Here is a 16,982-nt window from a genome sequence, read left to right as displayed (position 1 = left end):
CCCACTCTGCCGCCGCTGGGCGTCGATGTGTTCGAGGACGATCTCGACACGCGCACCGCCCATGCGCGCGAGATGGAAGACCGCAAGTTCACCATCAACTTCGGCCCGCAACACCCGGCCGCACACGGCGTGCTGCGCCTGGTGCTGGAGCTGGACGGCGAGATCGTCGAGCGCGTCGATCCGCACATCGGCCTGCTGCACCGCGGCACCGAAAAGCTGATGGAGGCCCGCACCTACCTTCAGAACGTGCCGTATCTGGACCGGTTGGACTACGTCTCGCCGATGAACCAGGAGCACGCCTTCTGCCTGGCCATCGAGAAGCTGCTGGGCATCGAGGTTCCGTACCGGGCGCAGCTGATCCGCGTCCTGTACTCGGAGATCGGCCGCATCCTGTCGCACATGCTGAACGTGACGACCCAGGCCATGGACGTCGGCGCCCTGACGCCGCCGCTCTGGGGCTTTGAGGAACGCGAAAAGCTGATGGTGTTCTACGAGCGCGCTTGCGGCGCCCGTCTGCACGCCAACTATTTCCGTCCCGGCGGCGTCCACCAAGACCTGCCGATGGACTTGATCGACGACATCGGCCGCTGGTGCCACGAGTTCCCGCCGGCGCTGAAAGACATCGAAAGCCTGGTCACCGAGAACCGCATCTTCAAACAGCGCAACGTCGACATCGGCGTGGTGTCCAAGCAGGAAGCCCTGGAATGGGGCTTCAGCGGCGTGATGCTGCGCGGCTCGAACATCGCCTGGGACCTGCGCAAGTCGCAGCCCTATGAGTGCTATGCCGAGCTCGACTTCGACGTGGTCGTCGGCAAGAACGGCGACTGCTGGGACCGCTATCTGGTGCGCATCGAGGAGATGAAGCAGTCGGTGCGGATCATGGAGCAGTGCATCCACAAGCTGCGCAACTGCCCCGGCGAGCCGGTGATGGTCGAGGACAACAAGATCGTCCCGCCGCGCCGTGGCGAGATGAAGCGCTCGATGGAGTCGCTGATCCACCACTTCAAGCTCTACACCGAAGGCTTCAAGACGCCTGAGGGCGAGGTCTATGCCGCGGTCGAGGCGCCCAAGGGCGAGTTCGGCATCTATCTGGTGTCGGACGGTACCAACAAACCCTATCGCGTGAAGATCTCGGCGCCGGGCTTCCGCTCGCTGCAGGCGATGGACTGGATGAACCGCGGCCACCAGCTGGCCGACGTGTCCGCCATCCTGGGCTCGCTCGACATCGTTTTCGGAGAAGTGGACCGATGAGCGTTCGTCGTCTCGCCAAGGAACAGCCGGCCTCGTTCGCCTTCTCGGCCGATACGACGGCCAAGGCCGAATGGTGGATTAAGAAGTATCCGGAAGGGCGTCGTCAGTCGGCGGTTCTCCCGATCCTGTGGCTGGTGCAAAAGCAGGAAGGCTGGGTGTCCGAACCCGCCATCCGCGCGATCGCCGAACTGCTGGATATGGCCTACATCCGGGTGCTGGAGGTCGCGACCTTCTACACCATGTTCATGCTTGAGCCGGTCGGCAAGACGGCGCTGATCCAGGTGTGCGGCACCACGCCGTGCATGCTGCGCGGCGCCAATGAGCTGATGCGCGTCTGCAAAGAGAAGATCGGCCCCAAGGATCATCTGTCCGCAGACGGCCGCTTCACCTGGCAGGAGGTCGAGTGCCTGGGCGCCTGCTCCAACGCGCCGATGGCCCAGATCAACGACTATTATTTCGAGGACCTGACGCCCGAGACGATCGGCCAGATCATCGACGACTTCGCCGCCGGCAAGACGCCCGAGCCGGGTTCCTACATCGGTCGCACCAATGCAGCGCCGGAAGGCGGGCCGAAGACTCTGCTCGATGCGACGCTGTATGACGGCTCGGCCGCCAAGCCGATCAAGAAGCTGCCGAACAGCGACCCCGCGCCGGTCGAGAAGGCGCCGGCCTGATGTCGCCGCCGGATCTGAACACCGAAGAGGGCCGCGCAGCCTACCGCAAGGAACTGCGCAACGTCGGGCGTCCGCTGCGCGCGGGCGGCCTGGCCATGGTCGTCGGCGCGGCCGTTCTGATCCTGATCTCGCGTCAGGGTGCAGTTGGGCCGTGGGCGGTCAATCTCTCCTACTTCATGCTGGCGGCGGGCTGGGTGATGGTCATCGCGGCCATCTGGATGCGCACGCGCCACCACAAGCGCCGTCTGGCGGAAGGACTCTGAGGGCCATGGTCGGCATTCTCGAAGACAAGGATCGCATCTTCACCAACCTGTACGGCTTCCACGACTGGACGCTGGACGGGGCAAAGAACCGCGGCGCCTGGAACGCCACCAAGGACATGCTGGACCTTGGCCGCGACTGGATCATCAACAACGTCAAGGCCTCAGGTCTGCGCGGCCGGGGCGGCGCGGGCTTCTCGACCGGCCTGAAATGGTCGTTCATGCCCAAGGAAGTGAAGGATCGTCCTCACTACCTGGTCATCAACGCCGACGAATCCGAGCCCGCGACCTGCAAGGACCGCGAGATCATGCGCCATGATCCGCACCTGCTGATCGAAGGCGCGCTGATCGCCAGCTTCGCGATGCAGGCCCATGCCTGTTACATCTATCTGCGCGGCGAATACGTGCTGGAGCGCGAGCGGATGGAAGCCGCCGTCAAGCAGGCCTATGAGGCCAAGCTGATCGGCGACGGCAACGTCCACGGCTGGGACTTCAACGTCTATATTCACCACGGCGCCGGCGCCTACATCTGCGGCGAAGAGACGGCCCTGCTGGAATCGCTGGAAGGCAAGAAGGGTCAGCCCCGCCTGAAGCCGCCGTTCCCGGCCGGTGCCGGCCTTTACGGCTGCCCGACCACGGTGAACAACGTCGAGTCGATCGCCGTGGTCGGCACGATCCTGCGTCGCGGCGCCGACTGGTTCGCCAGCTTCGGCCGTCCGAACAACACCGGCACCAAGCTGATGTCGCTGTCCGGCCACGTGAACACGCCCTGCGTGGTCGAAGAGGCCATGTCGATCCCGCTGCGTCAGCTTATCGAGGATCACGGCGGCGGCGTGCGTGGCGGCTGGAGCAATCTGAAGGCCATCATCCCGGGCGGCGCGTCCTGCCCGGTGATCACGCGCGAACAGGCCGAGACGGTCCTGATGGACTTCGATTCCATGCGCGAGGTTCGCTCGTCGCTGGGCACCGCCGGCGTGACGGTGATGGACGAATCCACCGACATCGTGAAGGCGATCGCCCGCATCAGCTACTTCTTCAAGCACGAGAGCTGCGGCCAGTGCACGCCGTGCCGCGAAGGCACCGGCTGGATGTGGCGCGTGCTGGAGCGGATGGCCGTGGGCGAGGCCGATCCGTCGGAAATCGACCTGCTGCTGGACGTCGCCGGACAGGTCGAGGGGCACACCATCTGCGCCCTGGGCGACGCCGCCGCCTGGCCGGTTCAGGGCCTGATCCGTCACTTCCGTCACGAGATCGAAGAGCGGATCGCCAACTATCGCAGCCGCCGCGCGAACTTCGCCGGCCACACGATCGCGGCGGAGTAGAGATGCGCCTCGCCGTCGCCCTGTTGCTGACGCTTCCGATCCTCGCCGCTTGCGGCGAGGGGGGAAGGGTCGCGCCCGAAGCCCCGTCAGCGCCCGAGGCGGCGTCGGCCGAGGCTGCGCCGGTCGCGGCTCAAGCGGCTTCGGCGGCTCCGGCGAACCTCGAAGCGGCGTGCCGCGACGTGGTGAACCGCATGTATGGCCAGGAAGGCGACGCCGTCGCCTTCACCGCCACCGGCGAACGCACGGCCCAGGTGTCGTGGCGCGCGCCGGTCGATGGCGGCAGGCTGGAATTCGAATGCCGGGCGCAAGCCGACGGTGCGGGCCTGTTCCGCGACGGTCAGCCGATGTCCGTGGATGTACAAATGGCGGTTCCCGCCGCCGAGCAAGAGGCCCGCTGATGCCTATCGCCAAGGTCAACGGCGTCGAAACCGAGTTCGAGCCCGGCATGACCGTGCTCCAGGTCGCCGAACGCGCCGGACAAGAGATTCCGCGCTTCTGCTATCACGAGCGCCTGTCCATCGCCGGCAACTGCCGCATGTGCCTGGTCGAGGTGAAGCCTGGACCGCCGAAGCCGCAGGCTTCGTGCGCGCTTCCGGCCGCCGACGGCCAGGAAATCTTCACCGACACGCCGATGGTCAAAAAGGCCCGCGAAGGGGTGATGGAGTTCCTGCTCATCAACCACCCGCTGGATTGCCCGATCTGCGACCAGGGCGGCGAGTGCGACCTGCAGGACCAGTCGGTCGGCTACGGCCGCGACGGTTCGCGCTATTCGGAGAACAAGCGCGCGGTCGAAGAAAAGGCGATGGGTCCGACCATCAAGACCTTCATGACGCGCTGCATCCAATGCACGCGCTGCGTCCGCTTCATCACCGAAGTCGCCGGCGTGCCGGACATCGGCATGATCTCGCGCGGCGAGGACGCCGAGATCACGACCTATCTGGAGAAGTCGGTCGCCTCGGAACTGTCGGGCAATGTCAACGACCTGTGCCCGGTCGGCGCCCTGACGCACCGCCCGTGGCAGTACCACTATCGTCCGTGGGAACTGAAGAAGACCGAGACCATCGACGTCATGGACGCCCTGGGCTCTAACATCCGCGCCGACTATCGCGGGTCCGAGGTCATGCGCGTGCTGCCGCGCGTCAATGAGGGCATCAACGAGGAGTGGCTGTCGGACAAGAGCCGCTACGTCGTCGACGGCCTGACCGCGCGTCGTCTGGACCGTCCGTGGATCCGCGAGAACGGCAAGCTGCGCGCCGCCTCGTGGAATGAGGCGCTGGACGCCGTCGCCGCCAAGCTGAAGGCCGCACCGGCCGACCGTATCGGCGTCATCGCCGGCGATCTGCAGGACGCCGAGTCGATGAAGGCGACGCTGGACCTGTTCCGCGCCCTGGGGTCGAACAACACCGACTGCCGCCAGGACGGGGCCGCCGTGGGTTATGGCCCGCGTGAAGGATGGCTGTTCAACTCCGGCCTGGAAGGCATTGAAAAGGCTGACGCCGTTCTGATCGTCGGCGCCAATCCGCGCACCGAGGCGCCGCTGCTGAACGCCCGCCTGCGCAAGACCTGGCTGAAGGGCGATGTGGAGATCGGTCTGATCGGCGAACAGGCCGACCTGACGTTCGACTACGCCTATCTGGGCGCAGGCACGCAGACCCTGGCCAAGCTTCCGAAATCGGCGCTAGACTTCCTGACCAAGGCCGAGCGTCCGGCGATCATCGTCGGCTCCGGCGCGCTGGGCGGGGAGGGCGGTCCGGCCGTCCTGAACGCGCTCGGCGCCCTGGCCAAGAAGGTCGGGGTCGTCGCTGACGGCTGGAACGGCTTCAACGTCCTACACCACGCCGCGTCGCGCGTCGCCGGTCTGGACATGGGCTTCGTGCCGGCTGAGGGCGGCCTGACCGTCGCCGAGATGCTGAAGCCGGATGCGCTTGACGTTCTGTTCCTGCTGGGCGCCGACGAGGTCGATCCGACCGGTTCGAACGCCTTCCGCGTCTATCTGGGCAGCCACGGCGACCGCGGCGCGCACGGCGCCGACGTGATCCTGCCGGGCGCGGCCTATACCGAGAAGGCCGGCCTGTACGTCAACACCGAGGGCCGGGTGCAGATGGCCGAACGCGTCGTCTTCCCCAAGGGCGAGGCCAAGGAAGACTGGGCCATCATCCGCGCCCTGTCGGCGCGCGTCGATCAGACCCTGCCTTACGACACGCTGGAGCAACTGCGCGCCAAGCTGATGGGCGATCATCCGACCTTCGGCCGGATCGACTATCTGCCCGCGCCGGCGACGTTCGACGTGGCGGCCCTGGGCGCCAAGGGCGATCTGGGCGACCGCGCCTTCGTCTCGGTCGTGACCGACCCGTATCTTTCGAATCCGATAGCGCGCGCCAGCGCGACGATGGCCGAGCTGTCCGCCCTGCGGACCCAGCCGGTCGCAATGGCGGCGGAGTAAGCCATGGACCCCGTTTCCTTCTGGGCCACGCCTCTGGGCTGGACGCTGATCACGGTCGGCCAGGTCCTGCTGATCACGGTCGGCGTGCTGATCGCCGTCGCTTTCCTGCTGCTGGCCGACCGCAAGGTCTGGGCCGGGGTGCAGATGCGCAAGGGTCCGAACGTCGTCGGTCCCTTCGGCCTGCTTCAATCCTTCGCCGACATGATCAAGTTCGTGCTGAAGGAGGTCGTGATCCCGGCCGGCGCGGACAAGGCGGTCTTCATCATCGCCCCGATCATCACCGTGATCCTGGCCTTCATGGCCTGGGCGGTCATTCCGTTCGCGCCCGGTTGGGTCGTGTCGGACCTGAATGTCGGCATCCTGTACATCTTCGCCGTGTCGTCGCTGGGCGTTTACGGCATCATCATGGGCGGCTGGGCTTCGAACTCGAAGTATCCGTTCCTAGGTTCGCTGCGTTCCGCGGCGCAGATGGTGTCGTATGAAGTCTCGCTCGGCCTGATCATCATCAATGTGATCCTGCTGGCCGGCACCATGAACCTGTCGGCGATCGTCGACAGCCAGAAGGGCATGTTCTGGAACTGGTACGGCTTCGGCGGCGGCGCCGACACCTGGCCGCTGGTGGTGATCCTGTTCCCGATGTCGATCATCTTCTTCATCTCGGCCCTGGCCGAAACCAACCGCCCGCCGTTCGACCTGCCCGAGGCCGAGTCCGAACTGGTCGCCGGTTATCAGGTCGAATACAGCTCGACGCCGTATCTGCTGTTCATGATGGGCGAGTACGTCAACATCGTCTTCATGTCCGCGATGATCAGCCTGCTGTTCTTCGGCGGCTGGAACCCCGGCGTGCCGCAGGCGTGGATGGATGGGCTGCCGGCCTGGATCGCCTATACGATCTATCTGCTGACATTCATGGCCAAGACGGTCTTCTGGTTCATCATGATCTCGATGGTGAAGGCCTTCGTGCCGCGCTATCGCTATGACCAACTGATGCGTCTGGGCTGGAAGATTTTCCTGCCGACGTCGCTGGTCGCGGTCGTGATCGTTTCCGCTTGGCGCGTCTTCGTGGTGGGGTCGTGATGCGCGGCCCTATCATCGGCCTCGGTCTTGTGGCGATGACCGCCGCCTGCGCGCCCGACCCGTCGCGCATGCCCGAGTCGAGCTATCAATGGCAGCAGCGCCAGGATCGCATTGAACAGGACTGGCGCGCCAGCCAGACCGCCCCCAAGACGACGCCCGCCCCCAAGGATAAGCCCTGATGTTCACCCGTATCGTCCAAGCGACCAAGGGCGCGATGATGCTGGACGTCATCGGCGCCATCGGTCTGTCGCTGAAATATATGGCCCGTCCCAAGATGACGGTGAACTATCCCTTCGAGCGCAATCCGCAGTCGCCGCGCTTCCGTGGCGAGCACGCGTTGCGTCGCTATGCGAACGGCGAGGAACGCTGCATCGCCTGCAAGCTGTGCGAAGCCATCTGCCCCGCCCAGGCCATCACCATCGAGGCCGAGCCGCGCGCCGATGGCAGCCGCCGCACGACCCGCTACGACATCGACATGGTCAAGTGCATCTATTGTGGCCTGTGCCAGGAGGCCTGCCCGGTGGACGCCATCGTGGAAGGGCCGAACTCGGAGTTCGCCGTCGAGACGCGCGAAGAGCTGCTCTACGACAAGCAACGCCTGCTCGATAACGGCGACCGCTGGGAACGGCAGATCGCCAAGAATCTGGAACTCGACGCGCCTTACCGCTAAGGCGCATCTCGCTAAACGGGTCGGCGATTCCTGAATGGGGGTCGCGGCCGATACGAAAGGGGCTTCGTCCCGACATGCTGCAAGGCATAGCCTTCTATCTGCTGGCGGCGGTCGCCACGGTTTCCGGCCTTCTGGTCGTGACCGCGCGCAACCCGGTGCACAGCGTGCTGTGGTTGATCCTGGCCTTCTTCTCGTCGGCGGGTCTGTTCGTCCTGCTGGGCGCCGAGTTCCTGGCGATGCTGCTGGTCGTCGTCTATGTGGGCGCGGTCGCGGTGCTGTTCCTGTTCGTCGTCATGATGCTGGACGTGGACTTCCTGAAGCTGCGCGAAGGCTACGCACGCTATCTGCCGCTGGGCGCCATCATCGCCGCCGTGCTGCTGGTCGAGATGATCATCGTCTCGGTCGCCGTGGTTCAGGGCGGCGCCGCTGCGGGCCTGCCGGCGCCGGGCGCGCCGGACGCCAGCGTGACGAATGTCGAGGCCATCGGCCGCGTGCTCTACACGGACTATGTCTATTTCTTCCAGGCGGCCGGGATCGTGCTGCTGATCGCGATGATCGGCGCCATCACCCTGACCCTGCGCCACAAGCCGCACATCAAACGCCAGAACCCCGGCGACCAGGTGAACCGCGACCGTCGCAAGTCGGTCGAGATCAAGTCCGCCGCCACGGGCGAAGGCGTCAGCGCCGAGGAGCTTCTCTGATGATCGGTCTGACCCACTATCTGACGGTCGCTGCAATCCTGTTCACCATCGGGGTGTTCGGCATCTTCGTGAACCGCAAGAACGTCATCATCATCTTGATGTCGATCGAGCTGATCCTGCTGGCGGTGAACATCAACTTCGTCGCCTTCTCGGCCTATCTGAACGAGATCAGCGGGCAGATCATGGCTATGTTCGTCCTGACCGTCGCCGCAGCCGAGGCCGCCGTCGGCCTGGCGATCCTGGTGACCTTCTTCCGTAACCGCGGCAACATCGCCGTGGACGACGCCTCCGTGATGAAGGGCTGAGCGTGACCTTCCATACCCTCGTCATTCTCGGGATCTTTGCCCCGCTGCTGGGCGCGGCCATCGCCGGCTTCTTCGGACGCCGGATCGGCAACATCCCGTCGCAGGCCGTTACGACCGGCCTGCTGTTCTTCTCGTGCGCCGTCGCCTGGACGGTGTTCGGCCAATGGACCTGGGGCCATATGGAGCCCTTCACCATCCGCCTGGCGCCCTTCATCAACGTCGGCGACTTCCAGTCGGCCTGGTCGATCCGCATCGACGCCCTGTCGGCGACCATGCTGATCGTGGTCACCAGCGTGTCGTCGCTGGTTCACCTGTATTCCTGGGGCTATATGGCCGAGGACGACAGCCGGCCGCGCTTCTTCGCCTATCTGTCGCTGTTCACCTTTATGATGCTGGCGCTGGTGACGGCGGCGGACTTCATGCAGATCTTCTTCGGCTGGGAAGGCGTCGGCCTGGCGTCCTATCTGCTGATCGGCTTCTGGTTCAAGAAGCCGACGGCCAGCGCCGCCGCCATCAAGGCCTTCGTCGTCAACCGCGTCGGCGACTTCGGTTTCGTGCTGGGGATCATGACGGTCTTCTGGATGTACGGCACCATCAACTTCGCCGAGCTGTTCCCGCTGATCGCCACAAAGGCCGGCACGACGTGGGAGTTCCTGGGCGTCCAGTGGTCCGCGCTGGATCTGGCCGGCTTCCTGCTGTTCATCGGCGCCATGGGCAAGTCGGCCCAGTTCTTCCTGCACACCTGGTTGCCGGACGCGATGGAAGGCCCGACCCCGGTGTCGGCGCTGATCCACGCCGCGACCATGGTCACCGCCGGCGTCTATATGGTCTGCCTGCTGAGCCCGATCTATGAGTATGCGCCGGGCGCGTCGCAGATCATCGCCATCATCGGCGCGATCACGGCCCTGTTCGCCGCCACGGTCGGCCTGACCCAGAACGACATCAAGCGGGTCATCGCCTATTCGACCTGTTCGCAGCTGGGCTATATGTTCTTCGCGGCGGGCGTCGGCGCCTATCAGGCGGCCATGTTCCACCTGTTCACGCACGCCTTCTTCAAGGCCCTGCTGTTCCTGGGCGCCGGTTCGGTGATCCACGGCATGCACCATGAGCAGGACATGCGGAAGATGGGCGGCCTGTGGAAGCTGCTGCCGGTCACCTATGCGGTAATGACCATCGGCACCATCGCCATCACCGGCCTGGGCATCCCCGGCGTCGGCGGCTTCGCCGGCTTCTACTCCAAGGATTCGATCATCGAGAGCGCCTATGCCTCGGCGGCCTCGGGTCACTCGGCCATCGGTCTGTTCGCCTTCTTCGTCGGCATCATCGCCGCCGGTCTGACGGCCTACTATTCGTGGCGCCTGGTCTTCATGACCTTCCACAACAAGCCGGTGTGGAAGGAAGAGGGCGACGCCCATCATGCTGACGACCACGCTTCCCACGCCCAGCTGGAAACCCATTCCGAGCCGGTCGGCGATCATCACGACGATCATGCGCATGATGACCACGGTCATCACGGCCCGCTGAAGCCGCATGAGAGCCCGCTGGTCATGCTGGTTCCGCTGATCCTGCTGTCGATCGGCGCCGTCGCCGCCGGCTTCGTCTTCGCGCCGCACTTCATCGGCCACCACGAGGGCGAGTTCTGGCGCGGCGCGATCTTCACCGGCGCGAACAACCACGTCCTGCACGAAAGCCACGACGTCCCGACCTGGGTGAAATGGTCGCCGCTGATCCTGACGCTGATCGGCACCGCCTTCGCCTATTGGATCTACGTCGCTCGCGAGGGCATGGGCCGTCGCATGGCCGAGCGGAACGGCGTCATCTACCGCTTCCTCTACAACAAGTGGTATTTCGACGAGCTGTACGACTTCGTCTTCGTGCGCGGCTTCCGCGCCATCGGGAACTTCTTCTGGAAGATCTGCGACGTGAAGATCATCGACGGCCTGGGCCCGAACGGCGCCGCGTGGGTGTCGCTGAAATCCGCCGCTCGACTGGGCAAGATCCAGTCCGGCTATGTCTATCACTACGCCTTCGTGATGCTGCTCGGGGTGGCTGGTCTGCTCACCTTCGCCATCCTCGCGTGGGGAGCCTGATCTCGTGCCCTACATCCTGAGCCTCGTTACATTCCTGCCCCTGGTCGGGGCCCTGGCGATCTTCGCCGCCCGGCTGACGTCAAAGTCGGCCGATGCGACCGCGCCGGCCGCACGCTGGATCGCCTTGATCACCACCCTGGTGACCCTGGCGGTGTCGGTCGTGCTGGTCGCCGGCTTCGATCCGGCTGACACCAGCTATCAGTTCGTGGAGATGGTCCCGTGGTTCGCGGGCGCCAGCTATCACCTGGGTGTCAACGGGATCTCGATCCTGTTCGTGCCGCTGACGGCCTTCCTGATGCCGATCTGCATCCTGGCCAGCTGGAAGTCGGTCGAGACGCGCGTCGTCGAATATATGATCGCCTTCCTGGTGCTGGAGACGCTGGTCATCGGGGTGTTCACCTCACTGGACCTGTTCCTCTTCTACATCTTCTTCGAAGGCACCCTGGTCCCGATGTTCCTGATCATCGGCATCTGGGGCGGTCAGAACCGCATCTATGCGGCCTACAAGTTCTTCCTCTACACCCTGCTGGGGTCCGTCCTGATGCTGCTGGCCATGCTGTGGATGGCGCATGAGGCAGGCACCACCAGCATTCCCGAGCTGAAGCGTTTCGCCTTCGATCCGGCCGTCCAGCCGATCCTGTGGCTGGCCTTCTTCGCCTCGTTCGCGGTCAAGATGCCGATGTGGCCGGTCCACACCTGGCTGCCCGACGCCCACGTTCAGGCGCCGACGGCCGGTTCGGTCATTCTGGCGGGCATTCTGCTGAAGCTGGGCGGCTACGGCTTCATCCTGTTCAACGTGCCGATGTTCCCGATGGCGTCGGAGATGTTCCGGCCGCTGGTCTTCACCCTGTCGGTGATCGCCATCGTCTATACGTCGCTGGTCGCCTGGCGTCAGACGGACATCAAGAAGCTGATCGCCTATTCGTCCGTGGCCCACATGGGCTTTGTGACCCTGGGCATCTTCGCCGGCAACGACATCGGCATGCAGGGCGCCATCTTCCAGATGATCAGCCACGGCCTGATCTCGGGCGCCTTGTTCCTGTGCGTCGGCGTCGTCTACGACCGGATGCACACCCGCGAGATCGCCTTCTACGGCGGCCTGACCTCCAAGATGCCGTGGTACGCCGCCATCTTCCTGATGTTCACCATGGCCAACGTCGGCCTGCCGGGCACCTCGGGCTTCATCGGCGAGGTTCTGACCATGACGGGGGCCTACAACGCCTCGACCTGGGCGGCGCTGGTTGCGGCCTCGGGCGTCATCTTCTCGGCGGTCTATGCCCTGACCCTGTACCGCGCGGTCATGTTCGGCGAGATCACCAATCCGAAGCTTGAGACCATCACCGACATCGACAAGCGCGAACTGCTGCTGTTCGTGCCTCTGATCGTCGGCACCATCTGGCTGGGGGTCCATCCTGCCTCCGTCCTTGATTACACCGGGCCTGCCGTCGAGGCCCTGACCAGCGCGTATCGCGCCGCGATCGGCGGGTGAGACTTACAGATGCCTGATCTATCCTCCGCCCTGCATCTCGCCGCCTCGGAAGTCACCCTCGCGGTCGGCGCCCTGGTCCTGCTGATGGTCGGCGCCTTCATCGGCGACAAGAGCGCCCGCCTGGTATCGATCCTGTCGGTTCTGCTGCTGATCGCCGCATCGGTCATCTCGATCGTCGGACCGTGGGGCGTCGCCTTCAACGGCGCCTATGTCGCCGATCCTCTGGCCATCTACGCCAAGAGCCTGATCTATCTGTCGGCCGCCGTGGCGGTCGTGCTGGGCGACGGCTGGATGAAGCGCACGCGCATCGCCAAGTTCGAATATCCGATCCTGATCGTGCTGGCCTCGGCCGGCATGGGGATGATGGCGTCCTCGGGCGACCTGATCTCCATGTATGTCGGGATCGAGCTGCACTCGCTGGCCCTGTATGTGCTGGCCGCCTTCCACCGCAACGACGTCAAGGCGTCCGAAGCGGGCCTGAAGTATTTCGTCCTGGGCGCCCTGTCGTCGGGTCTGCTGCTGTATGGCGCCAGCCTGATCTACGGCTTCGCCGGTTCGATGCGGTTCGAGGACATCGCCGCCGTCGCCGCCGACAATCCCGGCCCGGGCCTGGTCTTCGGCCTGGTCTTCCTGATCTGCGGCCTGGCGTTCAAGGTTTCGGCCGCGCCGTTCCACATGTGGACGCCCGACGTCTATGAGGGCGCGCCGACGCCGGTCGTGGCCCTGTTCGCCACGGCGCCCAAGGTCGCGGCCATGGTGCTGATCGCCCGCGCGCTGGAAAACGGTTTCGGTGACGCCCACGCCCAGTGGTCGCAGGTCCTGATCGCCATCTCGCTGATCAGCTTCGTCGTCGGCGCCTTTGGCGGCCTGGCGCAGAAGGACATCCAGCGCCTCTTGGCCTATTCTTCGATCGCCAACATCGGTTACGCCCTGCTGGGCATTGCGGCGGGCACGGCCGAAGGCCTGCAGGCCATGCTGATGTTCATGACGCTGTATGTCATCGACCAGCTGGGCTTCTTCGCTATCCTGCTCAGCCTGTCCAAGTCGGGCCGTCCGATCCGCCGCATCGCCGATCTGGCTGGCTTGAAGAAGGATCGGCCGCTGACGGCCGTGGCCCTGACCATCCTGTCGCTGTCGGTCCTGGGCATGCCGCCGTTCTCGGGTTTCTGGGGCAAATACTATGTGTTCGGCGCTGCTGCCGATGCAGGACTGTGGCCCGTCGCGGCCGCCGGTCTGGTCGCCTCGGTCGTCGCCGCCTTCTACTATCTGCGCATCCTCAAGCTGATGTGGTTCGATGCGCCGGTGGACGACATTGCGACCGACGCCGCGCCGGTCGAGGCGAAGTGGATCGGCTGGGCGTGCGCCGCCTTCGCCTTCCCCTTGGTGATCGTTGGTCTGACCTGGCTGGAGCCGCTGACCAAGGCTGCGAGCGCCGGCTTCGGGAACGGGTAGGGCGTTGGCGCCCGTCCCACTGGTCATCCTCGACGAGATCGACTCGACCAACGCCGAGGCGCGCCGCCTCGCCGAGGCCGGAGAGGCGGGACCGTGCTGGATCGTGGCGCGCCGCCAGACCGCCGGTCGCGGTCGGCGGGGTCGCAAGTGGGACACCGATCAGGGCAATCTGGCCGCGACCCTTCTGATCACCACGCCCAAGTCGGCGGCGGAGGCGGCCCAGGCCACCTTCATCGCCGCCCTGGCGGTCGCGGACCTGCTGGACGTCTTCGTCTCGCCCGCGCTCGTGTCGATCAAATGGCCCAACGACGTCCTGCTGGACGGGGTCAAGGTGTCCGGCATCCTGGTCGAATCCGGCCGGCATGCGAACGGCGACCTCTGGCTTGCGGTCGGCATCGGCGTGAATCTGGCCCATGCGCCCGAGGGCACCGAGCGGGGGGCGACCTCGGTTGCCGAACGTCTGCGCGCCGACCTGGCCTATGTCCCGCCGATCGAGGCCGCCGCCGAAATCCTGGCCGAGACCTTCGCGGTATGGTGGGGGCGCTGGCAGACGATGGGCTTCGAGCCCGTGCTGGACGCCTGGACCAGTCGTTTGACGGGGCTGAATGGACCGTGTGTCGCGCGTCTGGACAATGAGACGCTTGAAGGCCTGGCGGAGGGCGTGGAGCCGGACGGCGCCCTGCGCCTGCGTCTGGCCGACGGCTCCGTGCGTTTGATTTCCGCCGGCGATGTCTTCTTCGGGAAAGCCGCCTGATGCTTCTCGCCATCGAGCAGGGCAACACCAACACGCTGTTCGCTGTCCACGACGGCACGGATTGGATCGCTCAATGGCGCGCCGCGACCGAGGCCAGCCGCACGGCCGACGAATACGCCGTCTGGCTGAATCAGTTGATGGTGATGAAGGGGCTGAAGTTCGACGCCCTCGGCGGCTGCATCATCTCCAGCGTCGTGCCGCAGTCGATCTTCAACCTGCGCAACCTAGCGCGGCGCTATCTGAACATCGAACCGCTGGTCATCGGTGAGAACGCCGAACTGGGCATCGAGGTACGGATCGCCAAGCCCAGCGAGGCGGGCGCCGACCGTCTGGTGAACGCCGTGGGCGCCTCGCTGATGTATCCCGGCGACCTTCTGCTGATCGACAGCGGCACGGCGACGACTTTTGACATCGTCTCGGGCGACGGCGCCTTCGAGGGCGGTCTGATCGCGCCCGGCATCAATCTGTCGCTTCAGGCCCTGCACGAAGCGGCGGCCAAACTGCCGCGCATCGCCATCCAGAAACCCGAGAACGTCATCGGCAAGGGCACGGTTGAGGCCATGCAGTCCGGCGTCTTCTGGGGCTATATTTCGTTGATCGAAGGCCTGATCGGACGCATCAAGGCGGAGTGGGGCAAGCCCATGACCGTCGTCGGCACCGGCGGGGTGGCCAGCCTGTTCGAAGGCGCGACCGACAGCATCGATCACTTCGATCCCGACCTGACTATTCGCGGCCTCCTCGAAATCTGGCGTCGTAACGCCCATTTGACTGATTGAATGAAAAAGCAAACCCAAGACGAACTCGTTTTCCTGCCGCTGGGCGGCTCGGACGAGGTCGGTATGAACCTGAACGCCTATGGCTTCGGCCCAGAGGCGAACCGTGAATGGCTGATCGTCGATGTCGGCGTCACCTTCGGCGACCTGTCCACGCCCGGCGTGGACGTGATCGTGCCTGATCCCACCTTCCTGGAGGGTGAGAACATCAAGGGCATCGTGCTGACCCACGCGCACGAAGATCACATCGGCGCTCTGGGCTGGCTGTGGCCGCGCATCAAGGCGCCGATCTACGCCACGCCGTTCACCGCCTATCTGATCCGCGACAAGCTGCGCGAGCGCGGCATTCTGGACGAGGTCGAGCTGATCGAGGTGCCGCTGGGTGGGACCGTCGATATCGGCACCTTCGGCGTGACCTTCGTCAACATGACCCACTCGATCGCCGAGCCCAGCGGCCTGGCAATCGATACGCCGCTGGGCATGGTGTTCCACACCGGCGACTGGAAGATCGACGACCAGCCGGTGATCGGGACCAAGACCGACGCCCCCGTCATCCGCGCCCTGGGCGACGAAGGCGTGCTGGCCATGGTCTGCGATTCGACCAATGTCTTCGTGCCGGGCGTGGCCGGGTCCGAGGGCGATGTCGCCGTCGCCATTTCCAAACTGATCGCCAGCCTGAAGGGGCGTGTTGCGGTCGGCTGTTTCGCCTCCAACGTCGCCCGGATGGACAGCGTGATCCGCGCCGCCGAGGCCTGCGGGCGTCGCGTGGCCTTGGCCGGCCGTTCGATGCACCGGATCACGGCGGCCGCGAAACACGTCGGCATGCTGAAGGACGTGAAGCCCTTCCTGTCGGACGAGGAGGCCCGCGTCTGGCCCGCCGATGAAATCCTGTATCTGTGCACTGGCAGCCAGGGCGAGGCGAGGGCGGCCCTGTCGCGCGTCGCGGACGGCACGCATCCCGTCGTGAAGCTGGGTCTGGGCGACCATTGCATCTTCTCGTCGCGCCAGATCCCCGGCAACGAGCTGGCGATCGGCAATCTGCAGGACCGGCTCGCGGACCGCGGCGTGCGCCTCTACACCGAGAAGGATCACCCCGGCATCCACGTCTCGGGCCACCCGTGCCGTGACGAGCTGAAGCAGATGTACGAATGGGCCCGGCCGCAGATCGCGGTGCCGACCCACGGCGTGCGTCGGTTCCTTCTCGAACACGCCAACCTGGCCAAGGACATGGGCGTCCCGGAAACGGTGACGCCGCGCAACGGCGACATGGTCCGCCTGGCCCCTGGGCCGGCCAAGATCATCGACGAGGTGCCGAACGGTCGCCTGTACGTCGACGGCGGGATGCTGGTGACCGAGCAGGGCGAGGCCCTGAAGGAACGTCGTCACGCCTCGACCAACGGCGTGCTGATCGTCAGCTTCGCCCTGGACAAGCGCGGCCGCATCGCCAGCGACATCGATATCCGCAGCGTCGGCCTGCCCGGCGACACCGCCACGCCGCTCGGCGATGCGCTGGACAAGCTGGCCGAGCGGGTCGAGCAGGTGGTCAAGGGCCTGAAGGGCGATGCGCTGGACGACGAAATGGTCATCGAACAGGCCGTCGCCCGCGTGCTGAAAAAGGCTAGCCAGCAGATCTGGGATCGTCGTCCCATCGTCGAGACGGTCGTCCTGCGCGTCTGATGCAACCTTGACCGTTCGGGCGCATTGGTCGTGCGCCTAAACGG

At 65.3% G+C, this 16,982-nt stretch carries 17 protein-coding genes; all 17 read left to right on the top strand.

The annotated features are described in order from the left end of the window. The first annotated feature begins 72 nt into the window (after positions 1–72). The 17 genes from ABIB58_RS02185 (at position 73) to ABIB58_RS02105 (ending at position 16,938) form a co-directional block, all read left to right on the top strand. Entirely contained in the window at positions 73–1,251 is a 1,179-nt protein-coding gene (locus tag ABIB58_RS02185; RefSeq protein WP_156146807.1) for an NADH-quinone oxidoreductase subunit D, read from the top strand. Further along, positions 1,248–1,925, top strand: coding sequence for an NADH-quinone oxidoreductase subunit NuoE (gene nuoE / locus ABIB58_RS02180; RefSeq protein ID WP_045811227.1), 678 nt, complete (start codon positions 1,248–1,250; stop codon positions 1,923–1,925). The genes ABIB58_RS02185 and nuoE overlap by 4 nt, the downstream gene beginning before the upstream one ends. Next, a complete protein-coding gene (locus ABIB58_RS02175; RefSeq protein ID WP_017503994.1) occupies positions 1,925–2,188 on the top strand; it encodes a hypothetical protein in 264 nt (87 codons plus the stop codon). The genes nuoE and ABIB58_RS02175 overlap by 1 nt, the downstream gene beginning before the upstream one ends. A gap of 5 nt (positions 2,189–2,193) precedes the next feature. Continuing rightward, positions 2,194–3,507 carry an NADH-quinone oxidoreductase subunit NuoF gene (gene nuoF / locus ABIB58_RS02170; RefSeq protein ID WP_045811226.1) on the top strand — a complete coding sequence of 438 codons (1,314 nt, stop codon included), beginning with the start codon at positions 2,194–2,196 and terminating at the stop codon, positions 3,505–3,507. A gap of 2 nt (positions 3,508–3,509) precedes the next feature. Then, the gene (locus ABIB58_RS02165; protein WP_045811225.1) at positions 3,510–3,905 is read left to right on the top strand and encodes a hypothetical protein; all 396 of its coding nucleotides are present in this window, start codon (positions 3,510–3,512) and stop codon (positions 3,903–3,905) included. After that, on the top strand, positions 3,905–5,950 hold the full coding sequence (gene nuoG, locus ABIB58_RS02160) for an NADH-quinone oxidoreductase subunit NuoG (protein WP_045811224.1): 2,046 nt from the start codon (positions 3,905–3,907) through the stop codon (positions 5,948–5,950). The genes ABIB58_RS02165 and nuoG overlap by 1 nt, the downstream gene beginning before the upstream one ends. Before the next feature lie 3 nt (positions 5,951–5,953). Continuing rightward, a complete protein-coding gene (gene nuoH, locus ABIB58_RS02155) occupies positions 5,954–7,027 on the top strand; it encodes an NADH-quinone oxidoreductase subunit NuoH (RefSeq protein WP_039247406.1) in 1,074 nt (357 codons plus the stop codon). Further along, on the top strand, positions 7,027–7,206 hold the full coding sequence (locus ABIB58_RS02150; protein WP_045811223.1) for a hypothetical protein: 180 nt from the start codon (positions 7,027–7,029) through the stop codon (positions 7,204–7,206). Before nuoH ends, ABIB58_RS02150 begins: the two co-directional genes overlap by 1 nt. Beyond that, positions 7,206–7,697: an NADH-quinone oxidoreductase subunit NuoI gene (nuoI, locus tag ABIB58_RS02145; RefSeq protein ID WP_017503987.1), complete on the top strand. Its 492-nt coding sequence runs from the start codon at positions 7,206–7,208 to the stop codon at positions 7,695–7,697. The genes ABIB58_RS02150 and nuoI overlap by 1 nt, the downstream gene beginning before the upstream one ends. 74 nt (positions 7,698–7,771) lie before the next feature. After that, positions 7,772–8,398, top strand: a complete 627-nt coding sequence (locus tag ABIB58_RS02140) for an NADH-quinone oxidoreductase subunit J (RefSeq protein WP_017503986.1) — start codon at positions 7,772–7,774, stop codon at positions 8,396–8,398. Further along, the gene (gene nuoK / locus ABIB58_RS02135) at positions 8,398–8,703 is read left to right on the top strand and encodes an NADH-quinone oxidoreductase subunit NuoK (protein WP_045811222.1); all 306 of its coding nucleotides are present in this window, start codon (positions 8,398–8,400) and stop codon (positions 8,701–8,703) included. Before ABIB58_RS02140 ends, nuoK begins: the two co-directional genes overlap by 1 nt. A 2-nt stretch (positions 8,704–8,705) precedes the next feature. After that, positions 8,706–10,793 carry an NADH-quinone oxidoreductase subunit L gene (nuoL, locus tag ABIB58_RS02130; RefSeq protein WP_354038845.1) on the top strand — a complete coding sequence of 696 codons (2,088 nt, stop codon included), beginning with the start codon at positions 8,706–8,708 and terminating at the stop codon, positions 10,791–10,793. A 4-nt stretch (positions 10,794–10,797) separates the two neighbouring features. Then, positions 10,798–12,282, top strand: a complete 1,485-nt coding sequence (locus ABIB58_RS02125; RefSeq protein WP_354038843.1) for an NADH-quinone oxidoreductase subunit M — start codon at positions 10,798–10,800, stop codon at positions 12,280–12,282. Between the two features lie 9 nt (positions 12,283–12,291). Next, entirely contained in the window at positions 12,292–13,734 is a 1,443-nt protein-coding gene (gene nuoN, locus ABIB58_RS02120; RefSeq protein ID WP_354038841.1) for an NADH-quinone oxidoreductase subunit NuoN, read from the top strand. A 4-nt stretch (positions 13,735–13,738) separates the two neighbouring features. Beyond that, complete coding sequence (locus ABIB58_RS02115) at positions 13,739–14,488, top strand: biotin--[acetyl-CoA-carboxylase] ligase (protein ID WP_354038839.1); 750 nt, start codon at positions 13,739–13,741, stop codon at positions 14,486–14,488. Then, on the top strand, positions 14,485–15,264 hold the full coding sequence (locus ABIB58_RS02110) for a type III pantothenate kinase (protein ID WP_295194595.1): 780 nt from the start codon (positions 14,485–14,487) through the stop codon (positions 15,262–15,264). The genes ABIB58_RS02115 and ABIB58_RS02110 overlap by 4 nt, the downstream gene beginning before the upstream one ends. Continuing rightward, positions 15,265–16,938, top strand: a complete 1,674-nt coding sequence (locus tag ABIB58_RS02105; RefSeq protein WP_017503979.1) for a ribonuclease J — start codon at positions 15,265–15,267, stop codon at positions 16,936–16,938. The last annotated feature ends 44 nt before the right edge of the window (positions 16,939–16,982 follow it).

Origin of the sequence: Brevundimonas sp. UYEF29 (assembly GCF_040546195.1) — a bacterium.
GTDB lineage: Bacteria > Pseudomonadota > Alphaproteobacteria > Caulobacterales > Caulobacteraceae > Brevundimonas > Brevundimonas huaxiensis.
This window is presented reverse-complemented; position numbering and strand designations above follow the sequence as displayed.